17 protein-coding genes are annotated in these 15,692 nt (G+C 68.1%); 15 read left to right on the forward strand and 2 right to left on the reverse strand.

Translation table 11 applies throughout. The features are described 5' to 3' along the window. Nucleotides 1-153: 153 nt before the first annotated feature. The gene (locus ACTIFS_RS19425; protein ID WP_439575770.1) at nucleotides 154-516 is read right to left on the reverse strand and encodes a hypothetical protein; all 363 of its coding nucleotides are present in this window, start codon (nucleotides 514-516) and stop codon (nucleotides 154-156) included. A gap of 420 nt (nucleotides 517-936) precedes the next feature. Here ACTIFS_RS19425 and ACTIFS_RS19430 point away from each other — a divergent pair, with 420 nt between their 5' ends. The 11 genes from ACTIFS_RS19430 (at nucleotide 937) to ACTIFS_RS19480 (ending at nucleotide 11,759) form a co-directional block, all read left to right on the forward strand. After that, nucleotides 937-1,485, forward strand: a complete 549-nt coding sequence (locus ACTIFS_RS19430; protein WP_439575771.1) for an invasion associated locus B family protein — start codon at nucleotides 937-939, stop codon at nucleotides 1,483-1,485. Beyond that, nucleotides 1,476-2,006, forward strand: coding sequence for an invasion associated locus B family protein (locus ACTIFS_RS19435; RefSeq protein WP_439575772.1), 531 nt, complete (start codon nucleotides 1,476-1,478; stop codon nucleotides 2,004-2,006). The genes ACTIFS_RS19430 and ACTIFS_RS19435 overlap by 10 nt, the downstream gene beginning before the upstream one ends. Before the next feature lie 79 nt (nucleotides 2,007-2,085). Then, complete coding sequence (gene rlmN / locus ACTIFS_RS19440; RefSeq protein ID WP_439575773.1) at nucleotides 2,086-3,333, forward strand: 23S rRNA (adenine(2503)-C(2))-methyltransferase RlmN; 1,248 nt, start codon at nucleotides 2,086-2,088, stop codon at nucleotides 3,331-3,333. A gap of 121 nt (nucleotides 3,334-3,454) precedes the next feature. After that, on the forward strand, nucleotides 3,455-4,834 hold the full coding sequence (locus tag ACTIFS_RS19445; RefSeq protein ID WP_439575774.1) for a serine hydrolase domain-containing protein: 1,380 nt from the start codon (nucleotides 3,455-3,457) through the stop codon (nucleotides 4,832-4,834). A gap of 411 nt (nucleotides 4,835-5,245) precedes the next feature. Further along, nucleotides 5,246-5,704, forward strand: a complete 459-nt coding sequence (locus ACTIFS_RS19450; protein ID WP_439575775.1) for a hypothetical protein — start codon at nucleotides 5,246-5,248, stop codon at nucleotides 5,702-5,704. Beyond that, nucleotides 5,701-6,000 carry a cupin gene (locus ACTIFS_RS19455; protein WP_439575776.1) on the forward strand — a complete coding sequence of 100 codons (300 nt, stop codon included), beginning with the start codon at nucleotides 5,701-5,703 and terminating at the stop codon, nucleotides 5,998-6,000. Before ACTIFS_RS19450 ends, ACTIFS_RS19455 begins: the two co-directional genes overlap by 4 nt. A gap of 124 nt (nucleotides 6,001-6,124) precedes the next feature. Beyond that, complete coding sequence (locus tag ACTIFS_RS19460) at nucleotides 6,125-7,738, forward strand: ABC transporter substrate-binding protein (RefSeq protein ID WP_439575777.1); 1,614 nt, start codon at nucleotides 6,125-6,127, stop codon at nucleotides 7,736-7,738. A gap of 77 nt (nucleotides 7,739-7,815) precedes the next feature. After that, nucleotides 7,816-8,799 carry an ABC transporter permease gene (locus ACTIFS_RS19465; protein ID WP_439575778.1) on the forward strand — a complete coding sequence of 328 codons (984 nt, stop codon included), beginning with the start codon at nucleotides 7,816-7,818 and terminating at the stop codon, nucleotides 8,797-8,799. Between the two features lie 7 nt (nucleotides 8,800-8,806). Then, nucleotides 8,807-9,763 (forward strand): ABC transporter permease, encoded by a 957-nt coding sequence (locus ACTIFS_RS19470; RefSeq protein ID WP_439575779.1) that lies wholly within the window; start codon nucleotides 8,807-8,809, stop codon nucleotides 9,761-9,763. Nucleotides 9,764-9,777: 14 nt separating this feature from the next. Further along, on the forward strand, nucleotides 9,778-10,761 hold the full coding sequence (locus ACTIFS_RS19475) for an ABC transporter ATP-binding protein (RefSeq protein ID WP_439575780.1): 984 nt from the start codon (nucleotides 9,778-9,780) through the stop codon (nucleotides 10,759-10,761). Further along, nucleotides 10,758-11,759, forward strand: a complete 1,002-nt coding sequence (locus ACTIFS_RS19480; protein ID WP_439575781.1) for an ABC transporter ATP-binding protein — start codon at nucleotides 10,758-10,760, stop codon at nucleotides 11,757-11,759. The genes ACTIFS_RS19475 and ACTIFS_RS19480 overlap by 4 nt, the downstream gene beginning before the upstream one ends. Nucleotides 11,760-12,074: 315 nt before the next feature. Here the strand turns inward: ACTIFS_RS19480 and hppD are convergent, their stop codons facing one another. Continuing rightward, the gene (gene hppD / locus ACTIFS_RS19485; RefSeq protein ID WP_439575782.1) at nucleotides 12,075-13,205 is read right to left on the reverse strand and encodes a 4-hydroxyphenylpyruvate dioxygenase; all 1,131 of its coding nucleotides are present in this window, start codon (nucleotides 13,203-13,205) and stop codon (nucleotides 12,075-12,077) included. A 124-nt stretch (nucleotides 13,206-13,329) separates the two neighbouring features. Between hppD and ACTIFS_RS19490 the strand changes: the two genes are divergently transcribed. The 4 genes from ACTIFS_RS19490 to eda all read left to right on the forward strand — a co-directional run bounded on the left by ACTIFS_RS19490 (nucleotide 13,330) and on the right by eda (nucleotide 15,597). Beyond that, nucleotides 13,330-13,809: an Lrp/AsnC family transcriptional regulator gene (locus tag ACTIFS_RS19490; protein WP_439575783.1), complete on the forward strand. Its 480-nt coding sequence runs from the start codon at nucleotides 13,330-13,332 to the stop codon at nucleotides 13,807-13,809. 92 nt (nucleotides 13,810-13,901) lie between these two features. Next, on the forward strand, nucleotides 13,902-14,462 hold the full coding sequence (locus ACTIFS_RS19495; RefSeq protein ID WP_439575784.1) for a hypothetical protein: 561 nt from the start codon (nucleotides 13,902-13,904) through the stop codon (nucleotides 14,460-14,462). A gap of 77 nt (nucleotides 14,463-14,539) precedes the next feature. Then, nucleotides 14,540-14,902: a nuclear transport factor 2 family protein gene (locus ACTIFS_RS19500; RefSeq protein WP_439575785.1), complete on the forward strand. Its 363-nt coding sequence runs from the start codon at nucleotides 14,540-14,542 to the stop codon at nucleotides 14,900-14,902. Nucleotides 14,903-14,967: 65 nt separating this feature from the next. Then, nucleotides 14,968-15,597: a bifunctional 4-hydroxy-2-oxoglutarate aldolase/2-dehydro-3-deoxy-phosphogluconate aldolase gene (gene eda, locus ACTIFS_RS19505; RefSeq protein WP_439575786.1), complete on the forward strand. Its 630-nt coding sequence runs from the start codon at nucleotides 14,968-14,970 to the stop codon at nucleotides 15,595-15,597. The last annotated feature ends 95 nt before the right edge of the window (nucleotides 15,598-15,692 follow it).

The following is a 15,692-nucleotide window of genomic DNA, read 5'->3' on the forward strand; positions in this document are numbered from 1 at the left end:
TCGGCTGTGACCGCCGTCACCTCTGGAACGCTTCCTGAAGATGAGTCGTTCCGGCGCGCCATCCGGTTCGATCGACCGGGCGCCATTTCCATGTTCGGTTGTCGGGACAAGGCAGGCGGCCCCTGCGCGGCCGGGCAGGGGCCGACCTGACGATCAGCAGAGGCCGGCCATGCGCCGCCGCGGATGGCAGGCGTAGCCGGGGTAGCCGGAGGGCGTCGGCGCCTGCGGGTTCAGTCCGCCGAGCAGCCCGCCCTGGCGGTTGCGCCAGCCCATCGGGCGCGGCCGCGGGTCCGGGCCGTTGCCGCCCTCGCCGATGATGGCGCGGCGCGACAGGTGCCCGCGCGGCAACGACCAGGCGCGCTGGCCGTTGCCGATGCCGGGGTCGATCGGGCGGAAGCCGCCCGGCCGGCCGCCGGGGCCACGGATGGTGAGGGCGTCCGCCTTGCCGGCAGCGGCGAGCAGGGCAAGGGCGGGGAGGGCGAAGAGGCTCGCCCGGCGCATGCGGTCGATGGTCATGGAGATGTCCTGGTTCTTGAAGAGGGTTTGGGGGTGGCGTCTGGCCGCCGGAACGCTCCGCTTGAGGATGCGGAGGTGGTGGCCGCTGGTCCCTCAGTCGCGCTGGGCGGGCCCAAGGTTCAGGCCGGCGTGCGGGGCCTTGGGTTTTCAGGCCATTTTCACCGGTCGAAGCGCTGCCGGCCGGCTCCAAATGCCCAATGGCCCTCCCGGCATGCCGGTTCCGCCATTCTCTTGCCCCGTTTGGCCCTAGATTACCTCCATCAGGCGGGGGCGTCTTGCGATTGGCTTTTCCACGGTGCCGGTTTGGGTGCCGGTTTCCGGTCAGGGTGCCATCGGGAGGGTCTTTTAACCCGATGTTAACCATGATCTTCGAAAGCTGGCCGCTCAGGCCCGCGCGCCGCCCCCCTGGAATGGTCCACGATGAAGTCGAGTGTCGCGATGCGCTTCCCGAAGATCCTGACGGTCCTGGCCCTGACGGCCTTCGCCCTGCCGATGGCCGCAGAGGCCCAGCAGCGCCAGCAGGGCGCTGGCGCGCAGCAGGGCGCGGCGGTGGCCCAGTTCGGCGACTGGGGCGTGTTCACCTCCACCACCGCGCGTGGCAAGGTCTGCTACGCCGCTTCCCAGCCGAAGACCCGCGCGCCGGGCAACCTGCAGCGCGATCCGGCCTTCTTCTTCCTCACCTCCCGGCCTGGCGAGAACGTGCGGAACGAGGTCTCGCTGACCCTCGGCTTTCCGCTGCGCGGTGATGCCACGGTGATCGTCGGAACCACCAATTTCGCCATGTACACGCAGGCCAACGGAGCCTGGATCAAGAACGCCGCCGAGGAGGGCCGCCTCGTGCAGGCCATGCGCGCAGGCTCGCAGCTCACCGTGCGGTCCACCTCCCAGCGCGGCAATGTCACCACCGACACCTATTCGCTGACCGGGATCAGCCAGGCGCTTGATCGCGTGGCGCAGGAATGCCGCTGATCAGGCAGGGCCGGCTCGCCGCCCTTTTTGCGATCGTCCTGGCATCGGCAGCCTCCTTCGCGACCGCCCAGCCGCTGACCGGGCAGAACCGCGTCGTCGCCACCCATGGCGACTGGCGCGTGGTGGTCGCCGAGACCAATCGCGGCCGTGTCTGCTATGCCGCCGGCGCGCCGGGCAGCCGCGAGCCCGGCGGGGTCGTGCGCGGTCGCGGCTTCCTGTTCGTCACCACCCGCCCGGGGGATGCCGTGCGGGACGAGGTGTCGGTGGAGTTCGGCTTCGACCTTGCCGGCCGCCCCGTGGTGGCGGTGGCGGAGCAGCTGTTCGATCTGGCGATCGAGGGGCAGACCGCCTGGATCCGCCAGCTGGCCGAGGAGGCGCGCATGGTCGTCGCCATGCGCAAGGCACGGCAGCTCGCCATCCGCTCGGTTTCGGCGCTGGGCGAGGAGACCATCGACAGCTATTCGCTGGTCGGGTTCGGACCCGCGCTCGATGTGGCGCGGCGCCACTGCACCCCCGACTGACGGCGGCTAACGGGTCGCAGGCTGCGAGGCGGCCGCATTCGTGCTATAGGCCCGCCCTGACAAGGACCAGCCCCGACCCATGCCGACCCTCGACCTCGCCAATGCCAGGCCCGCTGCCGCACCCGTGCCCGTCCAGGCGCCGGGAAAACCCTCGCTCGTCGGGCTCGACAGGGCCGGGCTGAAGACGGCGCTCGTCGCGCTGGGCGTGCCGGAGAAGGAGGCGCGCATGCGCGTCTCGCAGCTCTGGGGCTGGATCTACCAGCGCGGCGCCCGCTCGTTCGAGGCGATGAGCAACGTCTCCAAGCAGTTGCGCGCCCTGCTCGCGGAGGCCCATTCGCTCGACCGTCCGGAGGTGGTGGTCGAGCAGGTGTCGGCCGACGGCACCCGCAAGTGGCTGATGCGCATTCCGCCCTCGGTGCCGGGCGAGAAATGGCACGAGATCGAGACCGTCTATATCCCCACACGCGACCGCGGCACGCTGTGCATTTCCAGCCAGGTCGGTTGCACGCTGGCCTGCTCGTTCTGTCACACCGGAACGCAGAAGCTGGTGCGCAACCTGACCGCCGCCGAGATCGTCGCGCAGGTGGTGGTCGCCCGCGACCGGCTCGGCGACTGGCCGGGCGAGACGCCGCCCGAGGGCGCCTTCGTGCCGGACGACGGCGGCCGCTTCGTCACCAATGTGGTGCTGATGGGCATGGGCGAGCCGCTCTACAACACCGCCAACGTCACCACCGCGCTGAAGGTGATGCTCGACCCGGACGGCCTGCAGTTCTCCAAGCGGCGCATCACGCTGTCGACCTCCGGCGTCGTGCCGGAGATCGGCAAGGTCGGCGCCGATACCGGCGTGTCGCTGGCCATCTCGCTCCATGCGGTGACCGACGACCTGCGCGACGAACTGGTGCCGCTGAACCGCAAATATCCCATCGACGAGCTTCTGGAAGCCTGCCGGACCTATCCGGGCGTGTCGAATGCGCGGCGCATCACCTTCGAATATGTGATGCTCAAGGGCGTCAACGATTCCGCCGAGGATGCCAGGCGCCTGGTGCGCCTGCTCAAGGGCATTCCGGCCAAGATCAACCTGATCCCGTTCAATCCCTGGCCCGGCTCCGCTTACGAATGCTCCGACTGGGAGCAGATCGAGCGGTTCTCGGAAGTTGTTTTCAATGCCGGCTATTCGTCTCCGGTGCGGACGCCGCGCGGGCGCGACATCCTTGCCGCCTGCGGCCAGCTCAAGAGCGACACCGAGCGGCTGCGCGCCAGGGAGCGGGCCGAGCTGATGTCGAAGGCCGAGCAGGATGCCTTCCGCGCCATGACCATGGTGGACTGACGCCAGCAGGCGGCCTCCGCCCCTCAGCCTTGCTTCCGGCTTGACCGCCCCCCGACGGTGGTGATCAGTTCCGGTCCAACCGGCTGAACTGCCGGCCCCAACAACAATCCGGGAGGTTGCCATGAGGTCCGTTCGCTGTGTCGCGGCCGCGGTCACGCTCACCCTTGCCTTCACGCTGGGCGCCATGCCGGTCGCCGAGGCGCAGCCGAGCGGCCGGTTCGAACGGGAGGGCGACAGGGGCGCGCGTTTCGAGCGCGAGGATGGCCGGCGCGGACCGGGCCGGGCCGACCGCCGCTCCCGCGAGGATACGGTCATGGGCCTGTCGCGCGAGCGGCTCGGCCGCATCGGCCCGGTCATGCTGGAGCAGGTGGAGAAGGGCCAGTTTCCCGGCGCCGTGACGCTGATCGCCCGGCGCGGCCGCATCGTCCATTTCGAGGCGCATGGCTTCCGTGACGCGGCCAAGACGCAGCCCATGACCCGCGACACGCTGTTCCTGCTCGCCTCCATGACCAAGCCGATCGTGTCCACGGCAGCCGTCATGCTGATCGAGCAGGGTCGCATGAAGCTGTCCGATCCGATCGTCACCTGGCTGCCGGAACTGCGCGACCTGAAGGTGGAGGTCCGCCGCACCAATCCCGACGGCACCACCACGACGGAGGACGTGGCGCTGGCCCGGCCCATCACCGTTCAGGATCTGCTTCGCCACACTGCGGGCTTTGCCTATTCCGCCTCCATCCGCTCGCCCCGGCTGAAGGAACTCTACGAGCAGCAGAATATCGAGGGCATGCGCGGCAACATCTCCTCCGAGGAGATGCTGCGCCGGCTCGGCCAGATCGCCCTCGTCCACCAGCCCGGCACGGCCTTCGAATATTCGATCTCCACCGACGTGCTCGGCCTGCTGCTGGAGCGCGTCACCGGCAAGCGGCTCGACGTGCTGATCAACGAGATGATCCTCGAGCCGCTCGACATGCGCGACACCACCTGGCACGTCGCGGAGGGTCGCCGCTCGCGGCTCGCCGAAGCCTTCGACACCGACCCGCTCAAGCGCCCGCTCTGGGGCGGCTGGCGCGCCTTCGAGAACCCGTCCGAGCACAACATGTATTTCCGCGGCGGCGCGGGTCTCGTCGGCACCGCCGAGGATTATTTCAAATTCGCCCAGATGATCGCCGATGGCGGCGCGTTCATGGGCCGGCGCCTGGTCTCGCCGCGCTGGGTCGATTTCATGCTGTCCGACCACATCATCGGCATGTCCGGCTCGACGGCCGGCTCGACCGGTCCCGGCTACGGCTTCGGCCTCGGCTTTGCCGTACGCCTTCAGGACGGCTTCGCGGTGGCCCCCGGCTCGACCGGCGATGCCATGTGGGCCGGCGTCTGGGGCACGAGCTTCACCATCGACCGGCGCGAGGGGCTGGTGGCGATCATCATGACGCAGGGCCCGTCCACGCGCCTGCACTCGCGCATGCTGTTCAAGAACCTGCTCTACGGCGCGGTGGTGCGCTGAGGCGCAGGCCCGCGGCGCGGTTCCTTCGGTTCCCTCCTGGCGTCCGGCCCCGTGCCGGGCGCCCGCGAGCCGAAGGCTGCCAGCCAGTCGCTGTCCGGCTGCCCGCAGACGGGCCAAGAGCCCCGCCGCGGCACCGGCGAGCATGATGACGGCCGCCAGCAGCAGCGCTGCCGTCCCGCCCGTCAAGACCCCCGCCATCGCACCAGAAACCACCGTCCGATCCTCCATCTCGCCAACCGGCAAGATGGCGGACGGCATGGCGTTTGTCAAGATCATTATCCTTTAATAGGAAAAAACACATAGAGCGTTGGCGAGGCTGTCGGCTCCCTTCGCCGGACGGCCCTGCGCGGCCGGCATTGCCGGGCAGGCCTGCGCTTCCGCGGCTTCGGCCTGAGGGCTAGGATCGCCGCCATGAATCGCTACGGCTTCTACCTTGTCCGCCTCCTGAGGATCGGCGCCGGCTTCTTCCTGGCGCTGGCCGTCGCCGCAGCCATGGTGCTGGTGCTCGACCTCAACCGGGGCCGGCTGCCGGAATGGCTGGTCGGGGTGCTGCTTGCCGGCTACATCGCCTTCCACGCTGCGGCCTGGCTCTGGCCGCTGCTGATCGCTGCCTTCGCCGCGGAAATCTTCCGCTGGCGTTCGCTGGCCTTCTCGCTCGGCCTCGGTCTTGCCGGCGCGGCGGCCGTGCTCGGCTGGCTGGTCTGGAACGCCCGCGCCGAAGAGCCCGACCCGCTGCTCGGAGAGGACCCGGCCTTCTCGGCCCGGCGCCTCATCGTCTATCTCGCTGCCGGCCTTGTCGGCGGCCTCATCCACTGGCTTGTCGCCGGCCGCTCGGCCGGGCTGTCACCCGACGAAAGGACCGATCCATGACCTTCACCTGCCGCCCGCCCGCCGATCCCCAGGTGCTCGTCGACAACGACCGGGTGAAGGTGACGCGCTGGAACTTCTCGGACGGCGCCGAGACCGGGTGGCATACCCATGGCTGGGACTACGTGGTGGTGCCGCTGGCCGACGGGAAGGTGATCGCCGAACTGCCCGACGGCAGCGGCGGGGAATATGAGATGAAGACCCACGAGCCCTATTTCCGGAAGGAAGGCGTGGAGCACAACATCGTCAATGCCACCGGCCGCGCCTTTGCCTTCATCGAGATCGAAATCAAGCCCTGAAGGCTGCCCGTTTCTGCGGCATTACGCCCATTTCGCCTCCGTGACAGGTTCGTAACGCCTGTTTATGATCGCTCCAGGGAGCGGGGCAGAGGCCCCGCTGCAACCCATGTTGCGGAGGCGACATATGCGTTTCGGAACCAAACTCCTGGCCGGCGTGCTCCTTGCCGCCGTGACCTTCGTCACCGCGGCCGATGCCCGTACGGTTCGCTGGGGTCGCTCGGTCGATGCCCAGACGCTCGACCCGATGTCGGCCAATATCGGCCCGACCTCCAACGTCGCGCACCAGCTCTACGAGCCGCTGGTGATCCGCGGCTATGACGGCAAGCTGGTGGCAACCCTTGCCACCGAATGGCGCATCCTGCCCGAGGATCCGACCGTCTGGGAGTTCAAGCTCCGGCAGGGCGTGAAGTTCCACAACGGGTCGGACTTTACCGCCGACGACGCCGTGTTCTCGTTCGAGCGCGCCCGCAAGCCGAGTTCCGACTATCGCGGCCTGCTGACCTCGATCGAGAGCGTCACCAAGGTCGATGCCCACACGATCCGCATCAAGACCAAGGCACCGAACCCGCTGCTGGTCGAGAACCTGACCAACATCTTCATGATGTCCAAGGCCTGGGCCGAGCAGAACAATGCCCTCGAGCCGCAGAACATCCGCGAGCGGGCCGAGAACGGCGCCACCCGCAATGCCATGGGCACCGGCCCGTTCACGCTGGTCTCCCGCGAGCCGGACGTGCGCACGGTGATGCGCCGCTTCGAGGGCTACTGGGGCCGCAACCAGTTTCCCATGCAGGTCACCGAGCTGATCGTCGTGCCGATCCAGCAGGACGCGACCCGCATCGCGGCGCTGCTGTCGGGCGAACTCGACGTGGTCCATGACGTTCCGGTCCAGGACATCGCGCGCCTGCAGCAGAGCCAGGGCGTGAAGGTCACCACCGGTCCCGAGAACCGCGTGATCTTCCTCGGCTTCAATGTCGGCGATGCCGAGCTGAAGTCCTCCGACATCCGGGGCAAGAACCCCTTCGCCGACGTGCGGGTGCGCAATGCCATCAACATCGCGGTCAACCGGGAAGCCATCACCCGCGTGGTGATGCGCGGCCAGGGCCAGCCGATCGGCTATATCGGCTCGCCCTTCATCTCCGGCTATTCGCAGGAGCTGGCGGCCGTTCCGCGCTTCGACCCCGCCGCGGCCAACCGTGCGCTCGACGAGGCCGGCTATCCGCGCCGCGCCGATGCCGGCAACACCCGCTTCTCGGTGACGCTGCAGTGCCCCAACAACCGCTACGTCTCGGACGAGAACATCTGCCAGGCAGTGGTGGCGATGATGGGCCAGATCGGCATCCGCGCGAGCCTGGTGGCCAAGCCCGCCGCCCAGCACTTCCCGGAGCTGCAGCGGCAGGAGCTGGACTTCTTCCTGCTCGGCTGGGGCATCCCGACCTATGACGCCGAGTACATCCTGACCTTCCTCTATCACACGCGCACCGCCAACAATGGCGGCTGGAACGGCACCCGCTATTCCAACCCGGCGCTCGACACCCGCATGCTGGCGCTCCAGACCATGCCTGATATCGCCCGCCGCAATGCCGAACTGGCGGATATCCAGAAGCAGCTGCGCGAGCAGGCGATCTACATTCCGCTGCACCTCCAGTCGATCAGCCACGCCTCGCGCGGCGGCATCGACGTGCCGGTGCATCCGGATGCGGGCGCCTGGTTCAAGCTGTTCCGCTTCGCCGGCTCCTGAGCGATCAGGTCCCCCACGGCCCTCTCCCGGTGCTGCCGGGGGAGGGCCTTTTCGTCGTCTGAACGGACGCCAGCGCCATGATCGCCTATGTCGTGAAGAGCCTCGCCCAGGCGGTCCTGGTGATGCTCACCGTCGCGCTCGTCGCCTTCTCCATGTTTCGCTTCGTCGGCGATCCGGTCTCGAACCTGGTCGGCCAGGAGGCGACGGTGGAGGATCGCGAGCAGTTGGCGCGCGACCTCGGCCTTGCCGATCCGATCCCCCTCCAGTTCGCCCGCTTCGTGGTCAATGCCGCCCAGCTGCAGTTCGGCATCAGCTACCGGCAGGGCCGTCCCGTCTCCGACCTGATCGCCGAACGCCTGCCGGCGACCGTGGAACTGGCCGTGCTGTCGGCACTGTTCGCCGTGGTCATGGGCATCATCCTCGGCGTCTATACCGCCATCCGGCGCAACGGCATCCTGTCGCACCTCATCCTGTCGATCTCGCTGGTGGGGGTGTCGCTGCCGACCTTCCTGATCGGTATCGGCCTCATCTGGCTGTTCGCGGTGGAACTGCGCTGGCTGCCCTCCTTCGGGCGCGGAGACGTCGTGAAGATCGGCTGGTGGACCACGGGCCTGCTCACCGTCTCGGGGCTGAAGTCGCTGGTTATGCCGGTGCTCACCCTCGGCTTCTACCAGCTCACCCTGATCATGCGGCTGGTGCGCGCCGAGATGCTGGAGACCATGCGCACCGACTACGTGAAGTTCGCCCGCGCGCGCGGCGTGCCGGAGCGGACCATCTGGTTCCGCCATGCCCTCAAGAATACCATGGTACCGGTAACGACGATTGCCGGGCTTCAGCTCGGCGGCGTCATCGCCTTCGCCATCGTCACCGAGAGCGTGTTCCAGTGGCCGGGGCTCGGCGCGCTTTTCGTCCAGGCCGTGCAGTTCGTCGACATTCCGGTGATGGCCGCCTACCTGATGTTCGTCGCCTTCGTCTTTGTGGTCACGAATCTCTGCGTCGACCTCATCTATTTCCTGCTCGATCCGCGCCTGAGGGGCGTGGGTCGGGCCTCGGCCCATTGAGGCCCCCATGGCAGTGACCGACCAGCCGGGTGAAGTGCCTCCCACATCTGCGGGCCGCTTCCGGCGCGCCTGGGATTCGGATGTCGCATGGAGCTTCCGCCATTCGCCAGTGGCGATGGTGGCGGCTCTGACCGCGACCATCCTGCTGGTCGCGTCCGTCTTCGCCGGGTTCATCGCCCCGCAGAACGCCTTCGACCCCGCCGCGATCAACCTGCTCGACGCCTATACGAAGCCTGGCGAGGCGGGCATGGGCACCAACACGGTGTTCCTGCTCGGAACCGACAACCAGGGCCGCGACCTGTTCTCGGCCATCCTCTACGGCTCGCGCGTGTCGCTGTTCGTCGGCTTCTCCTCGGTCGCCTTCTCGGTGGTCATGGGGGTCAGCCTCGGTCTCGTCGCGGGCTATCTCGGCGGGCGGATCGACGCCTTCATCATGCGGGTCGCCGACATCCAGCTGTCCTTCCCCGCCATCCTGATCGCGCTCCTGTTCTTCGGCGTGGCCCGCGGCCTCATTCCGCCGTCCCAGCACGAGCAGGTGGCCATCTGGGTGCTGATCGTCGCCATCGGCCTGTCCAACTGGGCGCAGTACGCGCGCACGGTGCGCGGCTCCACCATGGTCGAGCGCAACAAGGAATATGTGCAGGCCGCGCGCGTCATGGGACGGCCGCCGCTGCTCATCATGGCCCGGCATGTCCTGCCCAATGTCACCGGACCGGTGCTGGTGATCGCCACCATCAATCTGGCGCTGGCGATCATCGAGGAGGCGACGCTGTCCTTCCTCGGGGTCGGCGTGCCGGCCACCCAGCCCTCGCTCGGCACGCTGATCCGCTTCGGCCAGCAATATCTGTTCTCCGGCGAGTGGTGGATCCTGTTCTTCCCGGCGCTCGCCCTCGTGCTGCTCGCCCTGTCGATCAACCTGCTCGGCGACTGGCTGCGCGACGCCCTCAACCCGAAACTGCGCTGAACCGAACGAGTCCGATGACAACGCCTGTCCTTTCCGTCCGCGACCTTGTGGTCCAGTTCCCGACACGCCGGGGCATCCTGACCGCGGTCGACGGCATCTCCTTCGACATCGCGCCCGGCGAGGTGCTGGGCGTGGTCGGCGAATCGGGGGCCGGCAAGTCCATGACCGGCACGGCCGTCATCGGCCTGCTGGAGCCGCCCGGCCGCATTGCCGGAGGCGAGGTGCTGCTGCGCGGCGAGCGGATCGACAACCTGCCGGCCGACCAGATGCGGCGCATTCGCGGCAAGCGCATCGGCATGGTGTTTCAGGACCCGCTGACCTCGCTGAACCCGCTCTACCGGGTCGGCGAACAGCTCATCGAAACGATCCAGACCCATACGAGCCTGACGGCGCAGCAGGCCCGACAGCGCGCCATCGACCTCCTGACCGAGGTCGGCATCCCGGCGCCGGACAAGCGCATCGATGCCTATCCGCACCAGTTCTCCGGCGGCATGCGCCAGCGCGTCGTGCTGGCCCTGGCACTCTGCGCGGAGCCCGAGCTGGTGATCGCCGACGAGCCGACCACCGCCCTCGACGTGTCGGTGCAGGCGCAGATCATCACGCTGCTCAAGAAGCTCTGCAAGGACCACGGCACGGCGGTGATGCTGATCACCCACGACATGGGCGTGATCGCCGAGACGGCGGACCGCGTGGCGGTCATGTATGCCGGCCGCATCGCCGAGATCGGCCCGGTGCAGGACGTCATCAAGCGGGCCCGCCACCCCTATACCGAAGGACTGATGGGCTCGATCCCCTCGCTGACCAGCGACGCCGAACGGCTGGTGCAGATTCCCGGCTCCATGCCGCGGCTGACCGCCATCCCGCAGGGCTGCGCCTTCAATCCGCGCTGCCCGAAGGTCTTCGACCGCTGCCGGATCGAACGGCCGAACCCCATCCCGGTGGGCGCGACCGAGGTCGCCTGCTGGCTCTATGACGAGAAGAAGGAGAAGGCGGCATGACCGAGCCGCTCGTTACCATCCGCAACCTGTCGCGCACCTTCGACGTCTCCAAGCCCTGGCTGAACCGCGTGATCGAGCGGGAGGAGAAGCGCCTTCTGCGTGCCGTGCAGGATGTGTCCTTCACGATCGGCCGGCGCGAGACCTTCGCGCTCGTCGGCGAATCCGGCTCCGGCAAGTCGACCGTTGCCAACATGGTGGTGGGCCTGCTGGAGCCCTCCGCCGGATCGGTCGTCATCGACGGCGTCGACATGTGGAGCCGGGCGGATGCCGGCCGCATCAGGACCCTGCGCAGCAAGATCCAGATGATCTTCCAGTCGCCCTATGCCTCGCTCAATCCGCGCTGGCGGGTCGACCGGATCATTGCCGAGCCGATCCGCGCCTTCGGCCTGATGCGCGACAATCGCGAGATCGATGCGGAGGTCGGCCGGCTGCTCAGGACCGTGGGCCTCGACCCCGCCGACGGGCGCAAATATCCGCACGAGTTCTCCGGCGGCCAGCGCCAGCGCGTCGCCATCGCCCGGGCGCTGTCCTCGAGACCGGAATTCATCGTCTGCGACGAGCCGACCTCGGCCCTGGACGTCTCGGTGCAGGCGCAGATTCTCAACCTGATGCGCGACCTGCAGGACGAGTTCGGCCTGACCTATCTGTTCATCTCGCACAATCTGGCGGTCGTCCGGCACATGGCGACGCGCATCGGCGTGATGTATCTCGGCCGGCTGGTGGAGGTCGCGCCCGCGCACCAGATGTTCTCGGCGCCGCGCCACCCCTATACGCGCATGCTGCTCGACGCGATCCCGGACCTCGAAATGTCCGGCCGCGCGCGCAAGCCGGTGGATGGCGAGATTCCCAACCCGATCACGCCACCGCCCGGCTGCCCGTTCAATCCGCGCTGCCCGCTGGCCAATGGCCGCTGCCGGGCGGAAGTGCCGGCCGCCGTGACGGACAGTTTCGGAACGGTCGCCTGCCACGCGGTGACGGAGGGGCGGCTGGCGGCGTGAGGTTCTGCCCACGGGCGGCATTGCACCCGGGTTCTGCGTCCTTCGAGGCTCGCCCTTCGGGCTCACATCTCAGGATGAGGGAGGGCGGCGGGCTGCATCAGCCTCGCGACCGAGTCGATCGCCTGGGGCGGGCCAATCCTCTTGCCATCCGCAATCGTCCTCATCCTGAGGTGCGAGCGAAAGCGAGCCTCGAAGGAGGCAGGACCGCCGCGCCGGCAGGTGCCAGGGCTTATCCGGACATGTTGAAGCAGGCCGCTGACCATGGCCGGGACAAGCCCGGCCATGACGACGCGGTGAGCCCTTCCAGGCCGCCCGTCAGGCGGCCTTGTCGTCCAGCACGCCGCGGCGGATCTGGTCTTCCTCGATCGACTCGAACAGGGCGCGGAAATTGCCCTCGCCGAAGCCGTCGTCGCCCTTCCTCTGGATGAACTCGAAGAAGATGGGCCCGACCACCGTGCCGGAGAAGATCTGCAGCAGGACGCGCGACATGCGGCCTTCCTTGTCGCCGACCGCCACCGCGCCTTCGCCGTCGATGAGGATGCCGTTGGCCTGCATGCGCTCCACCGGCTCGCCATGGCCGGGCACGCGGGCATCGACCTTCTCGTAATAGGTCTGCGGCGGGGAGGGCATGAAGGGCAGGCCGTTGGTGCGCAGCGCTTCCACGGTGTCGTAGATGTCGCGCGAGCCGCAGGCGATGTGCTGGATGCCTTCGCCCTTGTATTCCTTCAGATATTCCTCGATCTGGCTCTTGTCGTCGAGGCTCTCGTTGATCGGGATGCGGATCTTGCCGCAGGGCGAGGTCAGCGCACGCGAGATCAGGCCGGTCAGCTTGCCCTCGATATTGAAGAAGCGGATCTCGCGGAAGTTGAACAGCTTCTCATACCATCCGGCCCAGTGATCCATCCGGCCGCGATAGACGTTGTGGGTCAGGTGATCGAGATAGTAGAGGCCGGCCGGTTCGGGGTGCGGGTCGCGCTCGCCGGTCCAGACGAAGTCGACGTCGTAGATCGAGCCCTTGTCACCGTAGCGGTCGACGAAATAGAGCAGCGATCCGCCAATGCCCTTGACCGCCGGGATCGAAAGTTCCATCGGCCCGACCTTGCCGATATAGGGCTCGGCGCCGAGCGCGATGGCACGCTCATAGGCGTGCCTGGCGTCCGTGACTCGGAAGGCCATGGCGCAGGCGCAGGGGCCATGCTCGGCGGCAAAGGCGGCGGCGAAGGAGTCCGGCTCGGCATTGACGATGTAGTTGACGTCGCCCTGGCGGTAGAGCGTCACGTCCTTGGACCGGTGGCGGGCGACCGCCGTGAAGCCCATCAGTTCCAGGACCTTCTTCAGTTCCGCCGGCTCGGGATGGGCGAACTCGACGAATTCGAAGCCATCAGTGCCCATCGGGTTGTGGGCGCTGATTTCGGCGGGCGGGGCATCGTGGGGGAACGGACCCATGGCAGGCTCCTCTGGAAGGCGTTCGACTGAGGATGAGTATCGTGCAGATGGCGCGCAAGGAGCGTGAGATCGGAAGGCATTTGGGCTGATTGACTGCACGAAACGTGCATGTTTATGGTGATTGATGAAAGAAGCGACCAGCGTTGATGGCTTCGACCTGCGCCTGCTCGACGCGCTGCAGGCGGATGGCGCACGGACCAACCAGCAACTCGCCGATCTCGTGCGCCTGTCCCCCAGTCAGGTCTCGCGCCGTCGCCAGCGGCTGGAGGAGGAGGGCCTGATCCGCCGCTACCGGGCCGACCTCGACGCGACCCGGCTCGGCTATGGCGTGACCGTGTACATCTTCGTCTCGCTGGCCACCCATTCGGGCCTGAACGCCCGCCGCTTCGGCGATCTTGTCCGGGCCATGCCCGAGGTGCAGGAGGCGCATGCCATGACCGGCGATGCCGACTATCTGCTGAAACTCGTCGTGCGCGACCTGAAGGGCCTGTCGGCGCTGGTCAACGAGGTGCTTCTGCCGCACGAGAGCGTGGCGCGGGTGCGCTCCTCGATCGTTCTGGAGACGCTGAAGGACGAGCCGCGGCTGCCGCTCGCGGTGCGCTGAAGGGTTGTGAACGGCCCCGCCGGGTTGGTGCAACGCAACTGAAACGCTTGCCCGCGATGTCTGTGCCGACCGACAGCCTCCCTGGACATGCCATGCCCCATGCTCGCCGCGCCCCGTCCGCCATCCCGACCCGCCGTGTGCTGCTGGCGGGCCTTGCATCTGCCGGACTGATTGCTTGGCTGGTGCGCCCTGCCCATGCCCAGGCATCCGGTCAGGCCGGCGTCGCCGCGCATTTCGCAGGCAAGCACCCCTCGGCCTATTATCATGAGGCGGCGAACCTGTTCCGCATCGGACGGCGGGACGAGGCCGTGTTCCTGTTCTATCTCGGGCAGTTGCGCTACCGCAGCCACCTCAGGGCGCGCCCGAACCTGCCGCCGGGCGGCGATGCCGCGCTGTTCGCCTCGCTGTCTGAGGTGGTCGGCCGGCCGATCAACGAATATGCATTCGGCGACATTCCCGCCCTCGACCGCACGCTTGCCCAGGTGCTTGCCTTCGACCTTGCCTATCCGGACAGCTTCACCGCGCCTTCGGCGTTTCCGGATGCCGTCCGGACCAACCGCGAGGGCCTGGAGGCCTTGCGGCGGCGGATCGTTGCCGAGGCCGACCAGATCCGTGCGGCGCGTATCCGCAACGGCCTGACCAACCGCAACTGACAGATTCCGGCACCGGCGTCCTCGCCACCTGGACCGCGGCGCGTCAGGATCGCCGCTCCCGACGCGAGGAGCCCGCCATGCCCAGCCGCGAGACCGTCGAGCGCTTCATCGCCATGGTCGAAGCCAACGACCACGTCCGTGCCATCGAGGAGTTCTACACCGAGGACGCCTCGATGCAGGAGAACCTCGCGCCACCGCGCGTCGGCCGGGACGTGCTGGTGGTCCACGAGAAGGCGGCGCTGGCGCGGGTACAAAGCGTCCGCACCCACAAGGTCAGGACCTTCCTCGTCGACGGCGACCATGTCGCCATCCACTGGATCTTCGACTTCACCCTGCCCGACGGATCAACCCGCCGCTTCGACGAGATGGCGCTGCAGACCTGGCGCGGCGAGAAGATCGCCATGGAGCGGTTCTTCTACGATCCGGCCACGGTGAAATAGCCAAACCCGATTCCCCGCCGCCTGCGCAGGTGCTAGGTCTTGGCGCTCGTCCCGTGAGTGCCGCCATGCCCGTCGATGCCCGCCCCCTGCTCGCCCTTGCCCCGGTCATTCCGGTGCTTACCATCAAGGAGGCGGCCGAGGCCGTGCCGCTGGCGCGGGCGCTGGTCGCCGGTGGCCTGCCGGTCGTCGAGGTCACGCTGCGGACGCCTGTGGCGCTGGAGGCGATCCGCCTCATCTCGCGCGAGGTGCCGCAGGCCATTGTCGGCGCCGGCACCATCGTCCATGTCCGCGATATCCAGCCGGCGACCGCCGCCGGCGCCCAGTTCCTGGTCTCGCCCGGTACGCCGGCTGCACTCGCCGCCGCCCTTGCCGAGGTGCCCGTGCCTGTCCTGCCCGGCTGCGCCACCGTGACCGAGGCCATGGCGCTTGCGGCCCATGGCTTCACGGCGCTGAAGTTCTTCCCGGCCGAACCGTCCGGCGGCGCGGCCTTCCTGAAGAGCCTGTCCGGTCCGGTGCCGAACCTCTTGTTCTGCCCGACCGGCGGCATCGATGCGGCGAAGGCGCCTGCCTATCTCGCCCTTGCCAATGTCGGCGCGGTCGGCGGCTCCTGGATCGTCCCGGACGATGCCCTGGCCTCACGCGACTATGCCCGCATCGAGGCGCTTGCCCGCGCGGCGCGGGCGCTCAGGGCCTGAGCGCCACCACCTCACGCAGGCCGGACACGAAAAGACCCGGATCACCGGCCTTGCTGTCTCGGATTGCCTGCATAAGTGAACAACGGGCGGGCCGT

It is taken from the genome of Phreatobacter sp. (genome assembly GCF_051860605.1).
Lineage (GTDB): Bacteria > Pseudomonadota > Alphaproteobacteria > Rhizobiales > Phreatobacteraceae > Phreatobacter.

Bases quoted from the DNA above. Each gene is read 5' to 3' on its own strand.
- ACTIFS_RS19425 (WP_439575770.1), bottom strand. From the start codon at position 516: ATGACCATCGACCGCATGCGCCGGGCGAGCCTCTTCGCCCTCCCCGCC.
- ACTIFS_RS19430 (WP_439575771.1), top strand. From the start codon at position 937: ATGAAGTCGAGTGTCGCGATGCGCTTCCCGAAGATCCTGACGGTCCTG.
- ACTIFS_RS19435 (WP_439575772.1), top strand. From the start codon at position 1,476: ATGCCGCTGATCAGGCAGGGCCGGCTCGCCGCCCTTTTTGCGATCGTC.
- rlmN (WP_439575773.1), top strand. From the start codon at position 2,086: ATGCCGACCCTCGACCTCGCCAATGCCAGGCCCGCTGCCGCACCCGTG.
- ACTIFS_RS19445 (WP_439575774.1), top strand. From the start codon at position 3,455: ATGAGGTCCGTTCGCTGTGTCGCGGCCGCGGTCACGCTCACCCTTGCC.
- ACTIFS_RS19450 (WP_439575775.1), top strand. From the start codon at position 5,246: ATGAATCGCTACGGCTTCTACCTTGTCCGCCTCCTGAGGATCGGCGCC.
- ACTIFS_RS19455 (WP_439575776.1), top strand. From the start codon at position 5,701: ATGACCTTCACCTGCCGCCCGCCCGCCGATCCCCAGGTGCTCGTCGAC.
- ACTIFS_RS19460 (WP_439575777.1), top strand. From the start codon at position 6,125: ATGCGTTTCGGAACCAAACTCCTGGCCGGCGTGCTCCTTGCCGCCGTG.
- ACTIFS_RS19465 (WP_439575778.1), top strand. From the start codon at position 7,816: ATGATCGCCTATGTCGTGAAGAGCCTCGCCCAGGCGGTCCTGGTGATG.
- ACTIFS_RS19470 (WP_439575779.1), top strand. From the start codon at position 8,807: ATGGCAGTGACCGACCAGCCGGGTGAAGTGCCTCCCACATCTGCGGGC.
- ACTIFS_RS19475 (WP_439575780.1), top strand. From the start codon at position 9,778: ATGACAACGCCTGTCCTTTCCGTCCGCGACCTTGTGGTCCAGTTCCCG.
- ACTIFS_RS19480 (WP_439575781.1), top strand. From the start codon at position 10,758: ATGACCGAGCCGCTCGTTACCATCCGCAACCTGTCGCGCACCTTCGAC.
- hppD (WP_439575782.1), bottom strand. From the start codon at position 13,205: ATGGGTCCGTTCCCCCACGATGCCCCGCCCGCCGAAATCAGCGCCCAC.
- ACTIFS_RS19490 (WP_439575783.1), top strand. From the start codon at position 13,330: ATGAAAGAAGCGACCAGCGTTGATGGCTTCGACCTGCGCCTGCTCGAC.
- ACTIFS_RS19495 (WP_439575784.1), top strand. From the start codon at position 13,902: ATGCCCCATGCTCGCCGCGCCCCGTCCGCCATCCCGACCCGCCGTGTG.
- ACTIFS_RS19500 (WP_439575785.1), top strand. From the start codon at position 14,540: ATGCCCAGCCGCGAGACCGTCGAGCGCTTCATCGCCATGGTCGAAGCC.
- eda (WP_439575786.1), top strand. From the start codon at position 14,968: ATGCCCGTCGATGCCCGCCCCCTGCTCGCCCTTGCCCCGGTCATTCCG.